At 70.2% G+C, this 15,744-nt stretch carries 23 protein-coding genes; 10 read left to right on the forward strand and 13 right to left on the reverse strand.

Annotated features, from left to right (window positions below):
* Positions 1–25: 25 nt before the first annotated feature.
* The 3 genes from ACWGJM_RS02260 to ACWGJM_RS02270 form a co-directional block, all read right to left on the reverse strand.
* Complete coding sequence (locus ACWGJM_RS02260; RefSeq protein ID WP_453409758.1) at positions 26–601, reverse strand: FABP family protein; 576 nt, start codon at positions 599–601, stop codon at positions 26–28.
* Positions 602–814: 213 nt separating this feature from the next.
* Entirely contained in the window at positions 815–1,009 is a 195-nt protein-coding gene (locus ACWGJM_RS02265) for a DUF397 domain-containing protein (protein WP_453409759.1), read from the reverse strand.
* Positions 991–1,833, reverse strand: a complete 843-nt coding sequence (locus tag ACWGJM_RS02270; RefSeq protein WP_453409840.1) for a helix-turn-helix domain-containing protein — start codon at positions 1,831–1,833, stop codon at positions 991–993. The genes ACWGJM_RS02265 and ACWGJM_RS02270 overlap by 19 nt, the downstream gene beginning before the upstream one ends.
* 164 nt (positions 1,834–1,997) lie before the next feature.
* Here ACWGJM_RS02270 and ACWGJM_RS02275 point away from each other — a divergent pair, with 164 nt between their 5' ends.
* From ACWGJM_RS02275 to ACWGJM_RS02285, 3 genes are read left to right on the forward strand one after another with little or no spacing between them, the layout of a single operon-like run.
* A complete protein-coding gene (locus ACWGJM_RS02275; protein WP_453409760.1) occupies positions 1,998–2,339 on the forward strand; it encodes a hypothetical protein in 342 nt (113 codons plus the stop codon).
* Entirely contained in the window at positions 2,336–2,563 is a 228-nt protein-coding gene (locus ACWGJM_RS02280; protein WP_453409761.1) for a hypothetical protein, read from the forward strand. The genes ACWGJM_RS02275 and ACWGJM_RS02280 overlap by 4 nt, the downstream gene beginning before the upstream one ends.
* Positions 2,560–2,922 carry a DsrE family protein gene (locus ACWGJM_RS02285; protein WP_453409762.1) on the forward strand — a complete coding sequence of 121 codons (363 nt, stop codon included), beginning with the start codon at positions 2,560–2,562 and terminating at the stop codon, positions 2,920–2,922. The genes ACWGJM_RS02280 and ACWGJM_RS02285 overlap by 4 nt, the downstream gene beginning before the upstream one ends.
* A 112-nt stretch (positions 2,923–3,034) precedes the next feature.
* On the opposite strand, the gene ACWGJM_RS02290 is transcribed toward ACWGJM_RS02285, so the two are convergent.
* The 8 genes from ACWGJM_RS02290 to ACWGJM_RS02325 form a co-directional block, all read right to left on the reverse strand.
* The gene (locus ACWGJM_RS02290) at positions 3,035–3,298 is read right to left on the reverse strand and encodes a DUF3099 domain-containing protein (RefSeq protein ID WP_453409763.1); all 264 of its coding nucleotides are present in this window, start codon (positions 3,296–3,298) and stop codon (positions 3,035–3,037) included.
* 197 nt (positions 3,299–3,495) lie between these two features.
* Positions 3,496–3,783, reverse strand: a complete 288-nt coding sequence (locus ACWGJM_RS02295; RefSeq protein WP_010351646.1) for a DUF1416 domain-containing protein — start codon at positions 3,781–3,783, stop codon at positions 3,496–3,498.
* Between the two features lie 47 nt (positions 3,784–3,830).
* Entirely contained in the window at positions 3,831–4,676 is an 846-nt protein-coding gene (locus ACWGJM_RS02300) for a sulfurtransferase (RefSeq protein ID WP_453409764.1), read from the reverse strand.
* 128 nt (positions 4,677–4,804) lie between these two features.
* Positions 4,805–4,885, reverse strand: a complete 81-nt coding sequence (locus ACWGJM_RS02305; RefSeq protein WP_350751515.1) for an Ms5788A family Cys-rich leader peptide — start codon at positions 4,883–4,885, stop codon at positions 4,805–4,807.
* Between the two features lie 197 nt (positions 4,886–5,082).
* Positions 5,083–5,820 carry an LmeA family phospholipid-binding protein gene (locus ACWGJM_RS02310; RefSeq protein WP_453409765.1) on the reverse strand — a complete coding sequence of 246 codons (738 nt, stop codon included), beginning with the start codon at positions 5,818–5,820 and terminating at the stop codon, positions 5,083–5,085.
* Positions 5,821–5,969: 149 nt separating this feature from the next.
* Positions 5,970–7,229, reverse strand: a complete 1,260-nt coding sequence (locus ACWGJM_RS02315; protein ID WP_453409766.1) for a hypothetical protein — start codon at positions 7,227–7,229, stop codon at positions 5,970–5,972.
* Positions 7,230–7,232: 3 nt separating this feature from the next.
* A complete protein-coding gene (locus ACWGJM_RS02320) occupies positions 7,233–7,487 on the reverse strand; it encodes a MoaD/ThiS family protein (RefSeq protein ID WP_453409767.1) in 255 nt (84 codons plus the stop codon).
* A 48-nt stretch (positions 7,488–7,535) separates the two neighbouring features.
* Positions 7,536–8,372 (reverse strand): alpha/beta hydrolase, encoded by an 837-nt coding sequence (locus tag ACWGJM_RS02325; protein WP_453409768.1) that lies wholly within the window; start codon positions 8,370–8,372, stop codon positions 7,536–7,538.
* A 171-nt stretch (positions 8,373–8,543) separates the two neighbouring features.
* Here ACWGJM_RS02325 and ACWGJM_RS02330 point away from each other — a divergent pair, with 171 nt between their 5' ends.
* The 6 genes from ACWGJM_RS02330 (at position 8,544) to ACWGJM_RS02355 (ending at position 14,370) form a co-directional block, all read left to right on the forward strand.
* Positions 8,544–9,323: a response regulator transcription factor gene (locus ACWGJM_RS02330; RefSeq protein WP_453409769.1), complete on the forward strand. Its 780-nt coding sequence runs from the start codon at positions 8,544–8,546 to the stop codon at positions 9,321–9,323.
* Positions 9,324–9,409: 86 nt separating this feature from the next.
* A complete protein-coding gene (locus ACWGJM_RS02335) occupies positions 9,410–10,432 on the forward strand; it encodes a LacI family DNA-binding transcriptional regulator (protein WP_453409770.1) in 1,023 nt (340 codons plus the stop codon).
* 235 nt (positions 10,433–10,667) lie between these two features.
* Positions 10,668–11,834 (forward strand): S1C family serine protease, encoded by a 1,167-nt coding sequence (locus tag ACWGJM_RS02340; protein ID WP_453409771.1) that lies wholly within the window; start codon positions 10,668–10,670, stop codon positions 11,832–11,834.
* 59 nt (positions 11,835–11,893) lie between these two features.
* Entirely contained in the window at positions 11,894–12,103 is a 210-nt protein-coding gene (locus ACWGJM_RS02345; RefSeq protein WP_453409772.1) for a hypothetical protein, read from the forward strand.
* Positions 12,104–12,187: 84 nt separating this feature from the next.
* Positions 12,188–12,925 (forward strand): response regulator transcription factor, encoded by a 738-nt coding sequence (locus tag ACWGJM_RS02350; RefSeq protein WP_453409773.1) that lies wholly within the window; start codon positions 12,188–12,190, stop codon positions 12,923–12,925.
* Positions 12,922–14,370 (forward strand): sensor histidine kinase, encoded by a 1,449-nt coding sequence (locus ACWGJM_RS02355; RefSeq protein ID WP_453409774.1) that lies wholly within the window; start codon positions 12,922–12,924, stop codon positions 14,368–14,370. Before ACWGJM_RS02350 ends, ACWGJM_RS02355 begins: the two co-directional genes overlap by 4 nt.
* A gap of 21 nt (positions 14,371–14,391) precedes the next feature.
* Here the strand turns inward: ACWGJM_RS02355 and ACWGJM_RS02360 are convergent, their stop codons facing one another.
* Positions 14,392–14,604, reverse strand: coding sequence for a hypothetical protein (locus tag ACWGJM_RS02360; RefSeq protein ID WP_453409775.1), 213 nt, complete (start codon positions 14,602–14,604; stop codon positions 14,392–14,394).
* A gap of 19 nt (positions 14,605–14,623) precedes the next feature.
* On the opposite strand from ACWGJM_RS02360, the gene ACWGJM_RS02365 reads away from it, so the two are divergent.
* A complete protein-coding gene (locus ACWGJM_RS02365; protein WP_453409776.1) occupies positions 14,624–15,385 on the forward strand; it encodes a GNAT family N-acetyltransferase in 762 nt (253 codons plus the stop codon).
* Here the strand turns inward: ACWGJM_RS02365 and ACWGJM_RS02370 are convergent, their stop codons facing one another.
* Positions 15,386–15,625: a hypothetical protein gene (locus ACWGJM_RS02370; RefSeq protein WP_453409777.1), complete on the reverse strand. Its 240-nt coding sequence runs from the start codon at positions 15,623–15,625 to the stop codon at positions 15,386–15,388. It abuts the gene before it with no gap.
* Positions 15,626–15,744 lie beyond the last annotated feature (119 nt).

Genomic DNA, 15,744 nt, shown 5'->3' on the forward strand with positions numbered 1-15,744 from the left:
CAGCCGCCACCGGGGCTCCGGAGGACTACTTGAAGAAAGCGATCCCGTCGTCCGGAAGGTCGTCCGGGAGGGCCTTGGCCCAGCGCTCGACGTCCTCCGGGGTGACGACCTTCTTCAGGTGGGCCGACATGTAGGGGCGCAGCTCGATCTCGGGGGTCTGCTTCTCGCCGACCCACATCAGGTCGCTCTTGACGTAGCCGTACAGGCGCTTGCCGCCGCTGTAGGGGCTGGAGGCGGCCGTGCGGGCCACGGCGTCCGTGACCAGGTCGATCTGGGGCTTCTTGTCGGCGAGCTCGCCGTACCAGATCTCGATGACGCCGTCGTCGCGGGTCATCGTGACCTCGACCTTGCGGTCGGCGTCGATCCGCCAGAAGCCGGACTCCGACTCCAGCGGGCGGACCTTGTTCCCGTCGTTGTCCAGCACCCAGGTGTGGGAGTGGTACTCCAGGAAGTCACGCCCGTCGTGGGTGAAGGTGACCTCCTGCCCGAAGTTGCACTTCTCCGAGCCGGGGAAGTCGTGCACGCCCGCGCCCGCCCAGTCGCCGAGCAGAAAGGCGAGGGGGACCAGGTCCTTGTGGAGGTCGGACGGGATCTCGATCATGAGGTCGGCAGTTCCTTGATGGGGGTCAGCGCTGGCCCTGGTACAGCTTCTTCACGGTCAGCCCGGCGAAGGCGAGAACGCCGACGCAGACCAGGACCAGCAGGGTTTCGAAGAAGATCTCCACGGGTGCTCCTTGAGCGAGGGTGGGCGTACGACAGAGCCGTGGCCCAGCTTACGCGGCCGGGGCCCGGGCCTCTTGGCGAGGTCGGCCTCTCAGCGCTTGACCCCGTCGACGAAGGCCGCCCAGGCCGGGGCCGTGAAGAGGAGCGGGGAGCGGGTGGTGTCCTTGCTGTCACGGACGGGGACGAGGGAGGGGACGTTGCCGGCGACTTCGACGCACTCGCCGCCGTCGGAGTTGCTGTAGCTGCTCTTACGCCAGGTCAGGTTGTTCAGGTCGATGGCTCGCACGGCACTTCCTCCAACATCCGCAGGATGAACTTCCGCGACTCGGCCGGGGACAAGGCCATATCGCGCAGCGCATCATAAGTGCGTTGGAAACGCTCAACTCTGCTTGGGTCTTCGATCAGTTCACCGTGTACGTCGTTCTCGGCGTATGCCACGGTACGGGTGTCCAGCAGCCGTAGGAACATCATGGTGGTGCTCGCCAAGCCGTGAAAACCGGCGCTGAACGGCAATACCTGGAGTGTGATGTTCCGGTGCTCCGACATCTCCACCAGGTACTCCACCTGCTCCCGCCACTCGCCCCGGTTGGGCAACGGGGTCCGCAGGACCGCCTCGGACAGGATGCTGCGGAACATGGGGGCTTCACCTCCCTCCAGCAGCTCTCGCCGACCGGTGCGCGCTTCTACCTGCTGGTCCAGCTCGCTCCCCTTGATCCCACCTCCCGCAAGCGCTTCACGCGCGTATGCGTCGGTCTGAAGAAGCCCTGGCGGCCTGCTCACGCCGTAGTGCCAAAGGCTCACCGCCTCCGACTCCAGAATCATGTACCGCCGGTACCGCTCCTTGAACTGCGTCGGATCTGCCATCGCCAGCTCCCACAGCGTCACCAGCAACCCCGGCGTCCCATAGAACTGATCCAGCGCCTGTACGACCTCGGGACCGCCCAGCGTCCGCCCGCTCTCCATCTTGCTGAACTGGGACGAGTCCCAGCCCACCTCCTTCGCCAGGTCCCGAAGGCTCAGACCCCGCTCGGTCCTCAGACGCCGCAACTCCTCGGCGTATCGCCCCCTCGGCTCCTGGCTCCGCCCTGTGATCACCAAACGTTGCGGCATCGCGCTCCTGTTGAATTTGTTGAATTTGGAGAGGTCAGCGTTGAAGTTGGGCTTCTCAGCTGCATGAACGCCCCCTTGATGCGCCATGCTCGAAGCATTCGACCACGCAGCGTAGTTCAGCAGTCGCGCTGCGCACACGCGTTCACAGAAAGGAATGGCGCTCGATGACAACGAAGTCGGAGCCCCTCGAACCCGGATCCCTCCTCTACGACCCGGCGACCACCAAGGTCGGCGAGTACCAGGACAGCGCGGGCCCCTACGCGCTGCTGCGCCCCGTCGGCGGTGGCCGGGAGTGGCAGGCCGATCCGGCCTCGCTCCGGCCCGCCACCGACCGGGAACGCCTCACCGACGACCTGAGCCGTCCACCCCGGCCGGTCCCGGACTGCCCGGCCTGCGCGGAGCTGGCCGGACGCAGGGAGGCCGCCCGCGCCGAGTGCGACCGCAGCGCGGAGACCGACGCGAACGTCCTGCTCCGGCAGCACCGACGGCGGGAGCACCACGCATGAGGGGCGGCCTGCCGTACGAGGAGTGCAAGCGGCGACAGCACACCGCACCGCGCGACCGGGCACCGTTGTACCCGGCCTTCGCGCTCCCGCCGTTCGCCCCCCGCTCCCGGCGCCGGCGCGGGCGGCGGCCGGTCGACGGGACCGTCGTGAGCGGCGTACTCACCGCGCTCTGCGTGGTCACGCTGCTCGTGACGATCGTCGCCGCGGCTACGCTTCCGGCATGACCAAGAAGCTCGTGATCAAGGTGACGGCGGGGGCCGATGCCCCCGAGCGCTGCTCGCAGGCGTTCACGGTGGCGGCGGTGGCCGTGGCCAGCGGGGTCGACGTCTCGCTGTGGCTGACCGGGGAGTCGTCCTGGTTCGCGCTGCCCGGGCGGGCCGCCGAGTTCGAGCTGCCGCACGCGGCCCCGCTGCCGGATCTGATCGAGTCGATCCTCGCGGCCGGGCGGATCACCCTGTGCACGCAGTGCGCCGCCCGCCGCGAGATCACCGAGAGGGACGTCATCGAGGGCGTACGGATCGCGGGCGCGCAGGTCTTCGTGCAGGAGGCGCTCGGCGACGACACACAGGCGCTGGTCTACTGACGCGCTGGTCTACTGACGCCAGGGGGCGCTGTGCGGGCCGGCTGGGGAGGCGGCGCTGGACGCGCTCCGGGCGGAGCGGTAGCGCCGGGTCAGGGTCACTGAGACGCGGCCGCTACCGGCGAGGGCGTTTCTTGCCGTCCAGTTCGTCCCACCACTCGTCGGACTTCGGATCGCCCGAGGGATCGTCCCACCAGCGGTCCTCGGGCCCGCGCCGGTTGGCGATCATCGCCGCGACGGGCGGGATGACCATGGCCACCACGCACATGCCGACCGCGGCGGGCACCGACCAGATGCGTACGACTCCCCACGCCAGGACGAAGAGTGCGATGCATGTCCCCATCATGGCGAAGTACACGTGACGTCGCCGTGCGTACATGAGTCCAGGGTAGGCGGGTGCGCGGCGCTCGGCGCGTGCGGCGGGCGCAAAGGCCGACGGACGGAGTCCGGCGCAGCGGGGCGAAGCCCGCGCAGCAGTGCGAGGTCCGCATCAAGGGGGGCGGCCCGGGCACGCCGAAGGGCCGCACCCAGGCGTCCAACCCGGGGGTGCGGCCCTTCAGCCGGTACTGAGGGTGCTCAGACCGCGATCGCGACCTCGGCGAGGCCGCCCTGCTGAGCGACGACCGTGCGGTCGGCGGTGGCGCCGGGGACGAGGGCGCGGACGGTCCAGGTGCCCTCGGCCGCGTAGAAGCGGAACTGCCCGGTGGCGGAGGTGGGCACCTCCGCGGTGAACTCGCCGGTCGAGTCCAGCAGGCGGACGTAGCCGGTCACCGGCTCGCCGTCGCGGGTCACCTGACCCTGGATCGTGGTCTCACCGGGCTTGATCGTCGAGGCGTCCGGGCCGCCGGCCTTCGCTCCACACATGTCTTTCTCCAGAGGGTTGGGGTCTGACCGGAAGGCCGGTCGGGTGGTTACTTGTTGGCGCCGAGCTCGATCGGCACGCCGACGAGGGAGCCGTACTCGGTCCAGGAGCCGTCGTAGTTCTTGACGTTCTGCACGCCCAGCAGCTCGTGCAGGACGAACCAGGTCAGGGCCGAGCGCTCACCGATGCGGCAGTAGGCGATCGTGTCCTTGGCCAGGTCGACGCTCTCCTCGGTGTAGAGCTCCTTGAGCTCGTCGTCCGACTTGAAGGTGCCGTCGTCGTTGGCGTTCTTCGACCACGGGATGTTGCGGGCGGACGGGACGTGGCCCGGACGCTGCGACTGCTCCTGCGGCAGGTGGGCGGGCGCGAGCAGCTTGCCGGAGAACTCGTCGGGCGAGCGCACGTCGACCAGGTTCTGCGAGCCGATCGCGGCGACCACGTCGTCACGGAAGGCGCGGATCGAGGTGTCCTGCGGCTTGGCCTTGTACTCGGTGGCCGCACGCTCGGGGACCTCGGTGCCGTCGACCAGCTCGCGAGCGTCCAGCTCCCACTTCTTGCGGCCGCCGTCGAGGAGCTTGACGTTGTCGTGGCCGTAGAGCTTGAAGTACCAGTAGGCGTAGGACGCGAACCAGTTGTTGTTGCCGCCGTAGAGGACCACCGTGTGGTCGTTGGCGATGCCCTTGCCGGACAGGAGCGCCTCGAAGCCCGCCTGGTCGACGAAGTCGCGGCGGACCGGGTCCTGGAGGTCCTTGGTCCAGTCGATGCGGATCGCGTTCTTGATGTGGTTCTTCTCGTAGGCGGACGTGTCCTCGTCCACCTCGACGATGGCGATGGTCGGGTCGTCCAGGTGCTCCTGGAGCCAGTCGGCGTCGACCAGGACGTCGCTGCGGCTCATGCTCTTTCTCCTCCGGGGCAGTTGCGGCGGGGCGTGCGAGTGCGTGGGTGCGCGGCCCGTTGCGGGCCGGCGCACGGATGCCCTGAGCAGGGCAGGGCGAGGGGTGAGCGCGGAAGTCGGGCTTCCGCTCAGAAGGGGCGACAGAGCATGGCGGCAACGCGGCACAGGTCCACTGCCCGCCGCTTCGTGAGATCCGCCTGTCGCTTCATGCCGACGATCGTAGGTACGGACAGTGGGGCGTGTCACCGGGGTGTCGTATGTTGAGATGCGATCGTCCGCGATGTGGGACGAGGTGTGGGAAAGGGTGCCCGCCGCAGAGCCTCCGGGCGCCGGTTGCGGCCGGTTCTTCTGCGCTACGGACGCGGGCGTCTCGCTCCTCGGACGCCCTCGTCCACCGCAGGAGGTCCTACCCGGCCAGCTTGACGTTCGAACCCTTCACCGTGATCTCGACGCCGTCCGTCGCCGCCCGCACCGAGTCCAGCTTGATACCGCCGGGCAGCTGGTCTATGGCCTGGTTGAAGTCGGTGATCTCACGGACCCGGTTCTCGGCGATGTCGACCTTGCCGATCGCGGGCAGGGCGTCGGCGTGCACCTTCACCTTGTCGCCCTCGACGGCGACCGAGCTGAGGACGTAGACCGGCTTGGGCAGCTTGTTGCCGAGGACCGTCGCCTCCACCGCGACCTTGATCTTGCCGTTGCCGCCGTCGGAGAGGCCGACCACGCGGGCGGTGACGCCGGGGGCGACCTGGGTGGGTTCCGACTTCGCCGTCTTCAGCAGCTCGTCGTAGGAGACGGTCGCGGTGCCGGTGGCGGTGGACGCGGTGGCGGAGCTGTAGTCGCCGGAGAAGTCGACGCCCTTCATGTCGGCCTTCAGGTCGTCGATACGGATCTTCTCGGCGCCGTTGCCGGTGGCCGCCTCGTAGTCCTTGATGCCGACCTCGACGTCGTCCAGGGAGCCGCCCGCGACCTGGGTGAGGAAAGGGAAACCCTTGATCGACACGTCGGGGGTGTCGACGAGGTTCTCCGTCGTCTTCAGCTTGTCGGCGGCCTGACCCTCCGCGAAGTGCACGGCGACACGGTCGACGATCACGAAAAGGCCGCCCAGGATCACGACGACGATCAGCAGTATTCGCAGGGCGCGCATTCGTTGTTTCCCCCGGCTAGGCGGTCTTGTGGCATGCGGTGACATGTGCTGCGACTGGTGCAACACCGACGGTATCCCTGCGGGGCCGGGCCGCAGGGAAATTGTCGATCACCTGTGACAGGGGACGACGAAGGTGCCCTTCTGCCCGGTTACCCCAGTGCCCGCCCCAGCACCCACACCACCGGTGCGGCCGCCGCCAGCGGCAGGGCCACGCCCGCCGTGAAGTGGACGAAGCGGGAGGGGTAGTCGTAGCTGGCGACGCGGTGGCCGACCAGGGCGCAGACCGCCGCGGCGGCGCCGAGGAGGGCGCCCTTGGTGCCCAGGTCCGTCACACCGCCCAGCGCGATGCCGGCGCCCGCCGCGGCGAGCACGGCGACGACCACGGAGGCCGGGGTCGGCAGCGGCAGGGCACGGGCCAGGAGGGCGACCGCCACCGCCGCCGCGCCGACCGTCACCGCGTCGGGTTCGGCGCCCAGATAGCCGGTGGCGACGACCGCCAGCGCCGTCGACACGACCGTCGCCATCAGGCCGTACATGCGCTCGTCGGGTGAGGCGTGCGAGCGCAGCTGGAGCACCAGGACGAGCAGGACCCACACCCCGAGGGCGCCGAGGATCGCGGCGGGGGCGTTTTCCCGGCCGGCCACCAGTACGGCCACGTCCGCGGTGAGCGCCCCGGCGAAGGCGAGGGCGATGCCCTGCCGGGCGGGCCACATGCCGTTCAGCCGGAACCAGCCTGCGGCGGTCACCGCCTGGAGCAGCACCAGCGGTACGACCAGGGCGTACGTGCCGATCGCCGCCGTACCGGAGAGCAGCAGGCCGAGCAGCGCGGTCAGCGCGGCGGGCTGCATGCCCGGCTCGATGATCGGGGAGCGGCCCTCCAGGCGGGCGCGCTGGGCGTCGGTGATGCGGGAGTTCCCGGACAGGGTGGCCGGCCCGTAGCCGGTCCCGGACTCCGGTGCGGAGGGCTGCTGCGCGGGCGGCTGCTGCGCCGGGGGCTGCGGAGGGGCGGGCGCGGCAGACGCGGCGGGCGGGACCGGCGGGACGGGCGCGGCGGGATCGTAGGTCTGCTGCGGCAGGTACGCCGTCTCGGCGGCCGCCACCGGCGGCTGCACCGGCGCGTGCAGCTGCGTGTCCCAGGTCTGGCCCTGCCACTGCTGGGTGTGCTGCTCCTCGTACCCGGACTGGCCGTACCCGGACTGGTCGTAACCGCCCTGTCCGTAACCGCCCTGGTCGTAACCGCCCTGGTCGTACCCCGACTGCCCGGGCCACGCCTGCGGCGCCTGCTGCTGGTACGGCTCGTACCCCTCGTAGGCCTGCTGCTGGCGCTGATGCTGCCCCTGCTGCCCCTGGTAGCCGTCGTACCCGGGCTCCTGGTAGGGGTTCTGGCCCTCATACGGCTGATCGGTCATCGCTCACCCTCCTGCGAACGGCGGGAGCACCTCGACCGTGCCGCCCTCGGCCAGCCGTACCGTCTCATGCCCGCGGGTCCCCACGGGGTCACCGTCGATGAGGTACGAGCAACGCTGCAGTACGCGCACGAGTTCACCGGGGTGTCGCTCCCGCACCGCGGCGAGCGCCTCGGAGAGGGTCGCCGCGTCGTACGGCTCCTCGGCGACCCCGGCCGCGGCCTTGGCGGCGGCCCAGTAGCGCACCGTGACCTTGGACATCTGGTTCCTCAATCGAAGGAAGAAGAATGAGAGACGGATGAGGCCAGGCTAGCCCGCCCGGGTCACCGCCCAGTCCCCGATCCGGGCGAGCAGGGCGTCCTCGGCGGCGTTTTCGGCGTGGCCCATGCCGGGCTCCAGCCAGAGTTCGCCGTGGTCACCGGCCGCGTCGGCCAGCATCCGGGGGTGGTCGACGGGGAAGTAGCCGTCGCTGTCGCCGTGCACGATCAGCAGCGGGGTGGGGGCGATCCGCGGCACCGCCTCGACCGGAGAGAGGGGCACCGGGTCCCAGTCGCGGTGGTGGATGCGGGTGTGCAGGCCGTAGCGGCCGACCAGGCGGCCCTCGGGGCGGGTGATCAGCCAGTGCAGGCGGCGCATGGGGGCGGTGCCCCGGTAGTACCAGCGGGCCGGCGCGCTCACCGAGACGACGGCGTCCGTGCCCTCGTGCAGCGCCGCGTGCCGCAGCGCCACCGAGCCGCCCATGGAGAAGCCGACGGTGACCACGCGCGCGTGCCCGAAGCCGCGGGCCCACTCGACCGCGGCGGCGAGGTCCAGCACCTCCCGGTCGCCGACCGTGGAGCGGCCACCGGACGCGCCGTGCCCCCGGAAGGAGAAGGTGACGACGGCCCCGTACCCGGCGAGAACCCCCGCCACCCGGCGCACATGCGGCCGGTCCACGGCGCCGGTGAAGCCGTGCGCGATGACGAACACCAGATCACGGGCAGGTGGCGCGGAGGCGTCGTATACGACCGAACCCGGGTTGTATACGGAATCGATCGCAATCCCGTCCGCGGTGCGCAGAAACGTCCGCATAACGGTACTTCTGCTCGTCTCGCAGTTCGGACGAATGGCGGAACGCGTCATGTGACCTGCCGGACTGTTGCTCATGTGGGCTATTCTGCTGGGCAGAGGACTCGGGCAGCGAAGCCCCCGAGTCCTTTTGTGCTTTCGGAAGCGTTGTATACGAAGCGGGAAACCGCAGGTGTACGGGGCCTTCGGGATCGCAGAGCAGTTCCGTACCGCCCACGTCCTCGCAGGGACCGAGGAGGAACCAGACGTATGAGTTCTCTGCTGCTCCTGACCAACGCCCTCCAGCCGTCGACGGAGGTGCTTCCCGCCCTGGGCCTGCTGCTGCACAACGTGCGCGTGGCCCCCGCGGAGGGACCCGCACTCGTCGACACCCCCGGCGCCGACGTCATCCTGATCGACGGCCGCCGTGACCTGCCGCAGGTACGGAGCCTGTGCCAGCTGCTGCGCTCCACGGGTCCCGGCTGCCCGCTCATCCTCGTCGTGACCGAGGGCGGCCTGGCCGCCGTCACCGCCGACTGGGGCATCGACGACGTACTCCTGGACACCGCCGGCCCCGCCGAGGTGGAGGCCCGTCTCCGGCTGGCCATGGGCCGGCAGCAGATCGTCGCCGACGACTCCCCGATGGAGATCCGCAACGGCGACCTGTCGGTGGACGAGGCCACCTACTCCGCCAAGCTCAAGGGCCGGGTGCTCGACCTCACCTTCAAGGAGTTCGAGCTGCTGAAGTACCTCGCCCAGCATCCGGGCCGCGTGTTCACCCGCGCCCAGCTGCTCCAGGAGGTCTGGGGCTACGACTACTTCGGCGGCACCCGCACGGTCGACGTGCACGTTCGACGGCTGCGCGCCAAGCTCGGACCCGAGCACGAGTCACTGATCGGAACCGTCCGGAACGTCGGTTATCGATTCGTTACTCCCGAAAAGGGCGACCGGTCCTCGGACGAGACGAAGGCCAAGGCCGACCGGGCAAAGCCGGGCGATGCGGACACCTCGCCCGCCCTGGACGACACCGAGGTCCACGCGGAGGCATAGCGGGCACCTGGGCAGGGCATCGCTTCCGCACAGCCGAGCTGCGATACGCCCTGCCCAGAGCGGGTCTCTCCGCGTAGACTCCGCGCGTGGCCAAGGTGACTCGGGACGATGTGGCGCGGCTGGCGGGGACTTCCACCGCCGTGGTCAGCTATGTCATCAACAACGGACCCCGGCCGGTCGCCCCGGCCACGCGCGAGCGTGTCCTCGCCGCGATCAAGGAGCTGGGGTACCGGCCCGACCGGGTCGCCCAGGCGATGGCCTCGCGGCGCACCGACCTCATAGGCCTGATCATCCCGGACGCCCGCCAGCCTTTCTTCGGGGAGATGGCGCACGCGGTCGAACAGGCCGCCTCCGAGCGCGGCAAGATGGTCCTCGTCGGCAACACCGACTACGTCAGCGAACGCGAGGTCCACTACCTGCGCGCCTTCCTGGGCATGCGCGTCTCCGGCCTGATCCTCGTCTCCCACGCGTTGAACGACCTGGCCGCCGCGGAGATCGAGGCCTGGGACGCCCGGGTGGTACTGCTGCACGAGCGCCCCGAGGCCATCGACGACGTCGCCGTCGTCACCGACGACCTGGGCGGCGCCCAGCTCGCCGTACGACACCTCCTTGAGCACGGCTACGAGTACGTGGCCTGTATGGGCGGCACCGCCGAGACCCCCGCCGTCGGCGACCCGGTCTCCGACCACGTCGAAGGCTGGCGGCGCGCGATGGCCGAGGCCGGCATCCCGAGCGAGGGACGGCTCTTCGAGGCGCCGTACAACCGCTACGACGCCTACCGCGTGGGCCTCGAGGTCCTCTCCGGCCCGCACCGCCCGCCCGCGGTCTTCTGCTCCACCGACGACCAGGCGATCGGCGTGCTGCGCGCCGCGCGCGAACTGCGCATCGACGTGCCCGGCGAGCTGGCGGTGGCCGGCTTCGACGACATCAAGGAAGCGGCTCTGGCCGACCCGCCGCTGACGACCATCGCCTCGGACCGCTCCGCGATGGCCCGGGCCGCCGTGGACCTCGTCCTCGACGACGGACTGCGGGTGGCGGGCTCCCGGCGGGAGCGGCTGAAGACGTTCCCGTCGCGGCTGGTGGTCCGCGGCTCGTGCGGCTGTGAGTGACGCGTCGTGCGACTGCGGGACGCCTGCGTCCCGCAGCTGTGAGCGGCCCGCGCCCCACGGCTGTGAGTGACCCGCGCCCCACGGCTGTGAGTGGCCTGTACCCGTCACGATGAACGCCCTCTGAGAACCCGCCCCGAGCTGCGAGGACGGTCTTTATATCGGGCATACGAGGTTCTGCCGGGCTTCTCAGGGAGCACTCAGCCAGCTCTCATGGTCGCGGGCGAAGCTCTATGCCATGACCGAGAGCTTCCGCCGCAGCGGCGCGTACGAGAACCCCCAGGGTGACGCCTACCAGTACCCCCGGCAGCAGCACGCCTCCTCCTCCGTGGACCCCCAGTGGCCGGCCCCTCCGGCGTACCAGCCCGCGCAGCCGGTCACCAACGAGCCGGTCGCCACCGCCTGGCCGTCCCCGCAGACCGCCACGGACGGTGCGGACGACGGCCACGGCGGTCACGGCGGTCACGGCGGCGGTACCGCTCTCCTCTCCACCGTCCCGGCCGATGCCGACCCGACGGCGAAGAAGAAGCGCACCCGGGGCCCGATCGCCCTGCTGGCCGCCGTGGCGATCGTCGCCGCGGCCGTGGGCGGCGGCACCGCGTACGCCTTCCAGGAGCTGACCGGCAAGGACACCGTCGCCACCTCCAGCACCACCACCAACGTGGTGCCCTCCAGCAAGAAGGGCGACGTCGCCGCCATCGCCGCCGCGGTCAGCCCGAGCGTGGTCGAGATCAACGCGACCCTCAGCAACGGCTCCTCCACCGGTTCCGGCGTGATCATCAGCTCCGGCGGCGAGATCGTCACCAACAACCACGTCGTCTCCGGCGCCTCCTCGATCAAGGTCACGACCAGCGACGGCAAGTCCTACACCGCCCAGGTCGTCGGCACCGACAGCTCCAAGGACCTCGCCCTCGTCAAGCTCCAGAACGCCTCCGGCCTGAAAGCCGCGACCCTCGGCAACTCCTCCGGCGTCCAGGTCGGCGACACGGTCGTGGCGATCGGCTCCCCCGAGGGCCTGACCGGCACCGTCACCAGCGGCATCGTCTCCGCGCTCAGCCGTGACGTGACCGTCTCCACGGACGAGAACCAGGGCCAGAGCCAGGGCAGCGGCGGGGGCGGGCAGTGGCCCTTCCAGTTCGGCGGCCAGCAGTTCAACGGCGACACCGGCTCCTCCACCACCACCTACAAGGCGATCCAGACCGACGCCTCGCTGAACCCCGGCAACTCCGGCGGCGCCCTGATCGACGCCGGCGGCAACATCATCGGCATCAACTCCGCGATGTACTCGTCGAGTCAGCAGTCGTCCTCGTCCTCCGACGCGGGCAGCATCGGCCTCGGCTTCGCCATCCCGATCAACACCGTCAAGTCCGACCTGGCCAAGCTGCGGTCGGGCTCCGACAGCTGAACCAGCGGCCCCGCAGGTTCGGCCCCCCAGGTTCGGCCCGCACGTCTAGGGAGTACGTCATGATCAATCAGGTCTCGCACACGGTCACCGGTACCGACCCGGCCGGGATCACCCTGGCCCTCCAAGTGGCATACGACCTCCACGCGCCGGTGCCCGCGCCGCGCGCCCCCGAGGTCGCGGCTCCCGAGATGATGGGCCTGCGCGTCCCCGCCGGCCGCCCGCACCGCCACAAGGTGCCGCTGAAGCGCCTGACGACGATGCCCGGCTGACACCGGCCTCGTGCCTACTCCGCAGCCACAATCATGCGACGCTGAAAGCGTCCCCACCCACCGCACCCCGAGGAACCGCGAGCGATGAGCCCCGCCGAAGGCGACCGTGACCCCCAGCGCATCCTGATCGTCGACGACGAACCGGCCCTACGCGAAGCACTTCAGCGCAGCCTCGCCTTCGAGGGGTACGACACCGAGGTCGCCGTCGACGGCGCCGACGCCCTGGAGAAGGCGACCGCCTACAAGCCCGACCTGGTGGTCCTCGACATCCAGATGCCCCGCATGGACGGCCTCACCGCCGCCCGCCGCATCCGCGGCGCGGGCGAGACGACGCCGATCCTCATGCTCACGGCCCGCGACACGGTCGGCGACCGCGTCACCGGACTCGACGCCGGAGCCGACGACTACCTGGTCAAGCCCTTCGAACTGGACGAGCTGTTCGCCCGCGTCCGCGCGCTGCTGCGCCGCAGCTCCTACGCGGCGACAGCCGGTGCGGGGCCCGCCGAGGACGACGAGGCCCTCACCTTCGCCGACCTGCGCATGAACCTCGCGACCCGCGAGGTCACCCGCGGCGGCCGCCAGGTGGAGCTGACCCGCACCGAGTTCACGCTCCTGGAGATGTTCATGGCCCATCCCCGTCAGGTGCTCACGCGTGAGCAGATCCTGAAGGCGGTCTGGGGCTTCGACTTCGAGCCCTCGTCGAACTCCCTGGACGTCTACGTCATGTACCTCCGCCGCAAGACCGAGGCGGGCGGCGAGCCACGCCTCGTGCACACCGTGCGCGGCGTGGGCTACGTCCTGCGACAGGGCGGCGCCGAGTGAGAAGGCTCCTACGCCGCTACCGTTCCCTCCCCATCCGCTCCCGGCTGGCCCTGCTGGTGGCGGCGGCGGTGGCGTTCGCGGTGGCGGCGGTGTCGGTGACCTGTTGGTTCATCGTGCAGGGGAAGCTGTACGACCAGCTCAACAACGACCTGGCGAAGGGCATGAGGGGGCCCGCCCCCTACGGCATGATCAACGAGGCTCTCCAGAGTTGCGCCGGCAGCCCGCAGGGTGACGGAGGCTTCCGGAGCTCCTACACCCAGGCGGTCAAGGAGGACGGAAGCATCTGCCTCTCCTCGAACGCCACCGGCAAGGTCAAGGTCACCCAGGACGACAAAAACGAGATCAAGAACGCGCACACCGACGAGCTGTACTTCCGCAACGGCACCGACACCGAGGGCAACGCGGTGCGCGTCGTCGTCAAGCCGATGGGTACGCCCCACAACCCCCGGACCGGTGAGGCCGGCCCCAACGTCGGACTCCTCGTCGCGGCACCTCTGAAGGGCACCCAGAGCACCCTCAACGACCTGGCCCTGATCCTCCTCCTCGTCTCCGGCATCGGAGTAATCGGCGCCGGAGCCGCCGGCCTCGCCGTCGCCCGCGCCGGCCTCCGCCCCGTCGACAAGCTCACCGAAGCCGTCGAACACGTGGCCCGCACGGAGGACCTGAGCATCCGCATCCCGGTCGAGGAGGACAGCGAGGACGAGGTGGCCCGCCTCTCCCGCTCCTTCAACTCCATGACCTCGTCCCTGGCCAGCTCCCGCGAGCTGCAACAGCAGCTCATCGCCGACGCGGGCCACGAACTCCGCACGCCTCTGACGTCGTTGCGCACGAACATCGAACTCCTCACCCGCAGCGAGGAGACGGGCCGCCCCATCCCCCCGGCGGACCGCAAGGCGCTCCTGGCCTCGGTGAAGGCCCAGATGACGGAGCTGGCCTCACTCATCGGCGACCTCCAGGAACTGTCCCGCTCGGAGGGCCAGCGCGGCGAACGCGTCCAGGTGGTCTCCCTCGAGGACACCGTGGAAGCGGCCCTGAACCGCGCCCGCCTGCGCGGCCCGGAGCTGACCATCACGGCCTCCCTGGGGCCCTGGTACACCCGGGCGGAGCCGGCCGCGCTGGAGCGGGCGGTGGTCAACATCCTGGACAACGCGGTGAAGTTCAGCCCCGAGCGCGGCACGATCGACGTACAGCTCGCCGAAGGCGTCCTCACGGTCCGCGACCACGGCCCCGGCATCCCCGCCGACGAACTCCCCCACGTCTTCGACCGCTTCTGGCGCTCCCCCTCGGCCCGCGCCCTCCCCGGCTCCGGTCTCGGCCTGTCCATCGTGGCCCGCACGGTCCAGGAGGCGGGCGGCGAGGTCTCCCTCTCCCGCGCGGACGGGGGCGGCACGGTGGCGACGGTACGGCTACCGGGGGCGCCTACGGCTCCGCCGGATCCGGCATGAGGCCCTCGGCCCGGCCGCCCCTCAGCCGCGCTTCGGCCCGGTGATCGCTTCCCCGCTCACGAAGCCTTTGGCGGGGCCTTTGGGGATGACGACCTCGGTGCCATAGGGCACCCGGTGGGACTCGCCCCAGTCGGCCTTGTCGGGCTGAGGGTCAGTGAGGAGGGTGACGGTGCCGTGGTCGTCATAGTCATGTAGGGACTGTCTGCGGGGCAATTCGAAGGCGGCTACGGTCACGGCTTCGTAGGCTCCCTCCATGCCGAGCTCAGAACTTCAGCGGATCAACGCCTTCCTGTCCGCCTTCGCTCGCCGCCAGGCCGCGCACACCGTCGGCCTCCCGGGCGGGTTCGCCGTATACGACGACGCCTTCGCCCACTCCCGCGCGAACAACCAGGTCATCATCGATACGCCCGTCGATTCCGAGGCGCTGCCCGCCATCGCGGAGCAAGCACTGGGTCATCTGCCACACCGGATGATCTCCGTGCTTGACCATGAAGTCGGACTGGCGTGCGCAGAGCCGCTGATCCGCGCCGGATACACCCACTCCACCTACCTGGTCATGCTGCACGCGGGCCCGGTTCCGGCCGGCAGCCCCGCGGACGAGGTGGACCTCGACGCGATACGTACTCCACTCACCCGGCGATGGCGTGGCCTTCTCCCGGACGTCGACGACGAGGTCGTACGCCACCTTGTCGACCGACGCGAGGCTCGCCGACGCGGGGCCGACGTCGTTCGCTTCATCGGTGCCCGCACGGAGGAAGGCGAAGTCGCCTCATGGGCCGACCTCTACGTGGACCCGGCAACCGGCACAGCCCAGATCGAGGACCTGATCACCTCGGAGTCCCACCTCAAGCGCGGATATGCCGATGCGGTCCTGGCCACTGCCCTCCGCCTGGCTGCCGATGCGGGCTGCGCTACCCGGTTCCTGACCGCCGACGCGACGGACTGGCCGCGCCACTGGTACGAGCGGCGTGGCTTCTCCGTCATCGACTACTCGCACTGCTTCGAACGCGGCTGATCACGAGACAACAACCACGTCCGGACAGCTGGCCCACTCCTCATCGCTGAGCGGGCAGCCCATCCGCTCATGCAACACCTTGCGTGCGGCCGGCACCCGCTGCGCGATCTGCTCCCTCGTCGGCTGTTCCGCAGCCAACTGCTCCACAAGCTGCCTCAAACTCATCCCGCGCTCCTTGGCGACCTGGGCGAGATGGTCGCGGGCGTGCCGGGACACCCGGATGGTGGTGTGCCCTGCCATGGTCCGACCATGGCCGCGTCGCAGCCCCCCGCGTCTGGATCGGCCCACCAGTCATCCGAAAGGGGGCAACCTTCCCCTGCCCCGTGGCAACTCCAGGTCACCCCCAACCGGGAACGACC

The organism is Streptomyces sp. NPDC054834, assembly GCF_053611185.1.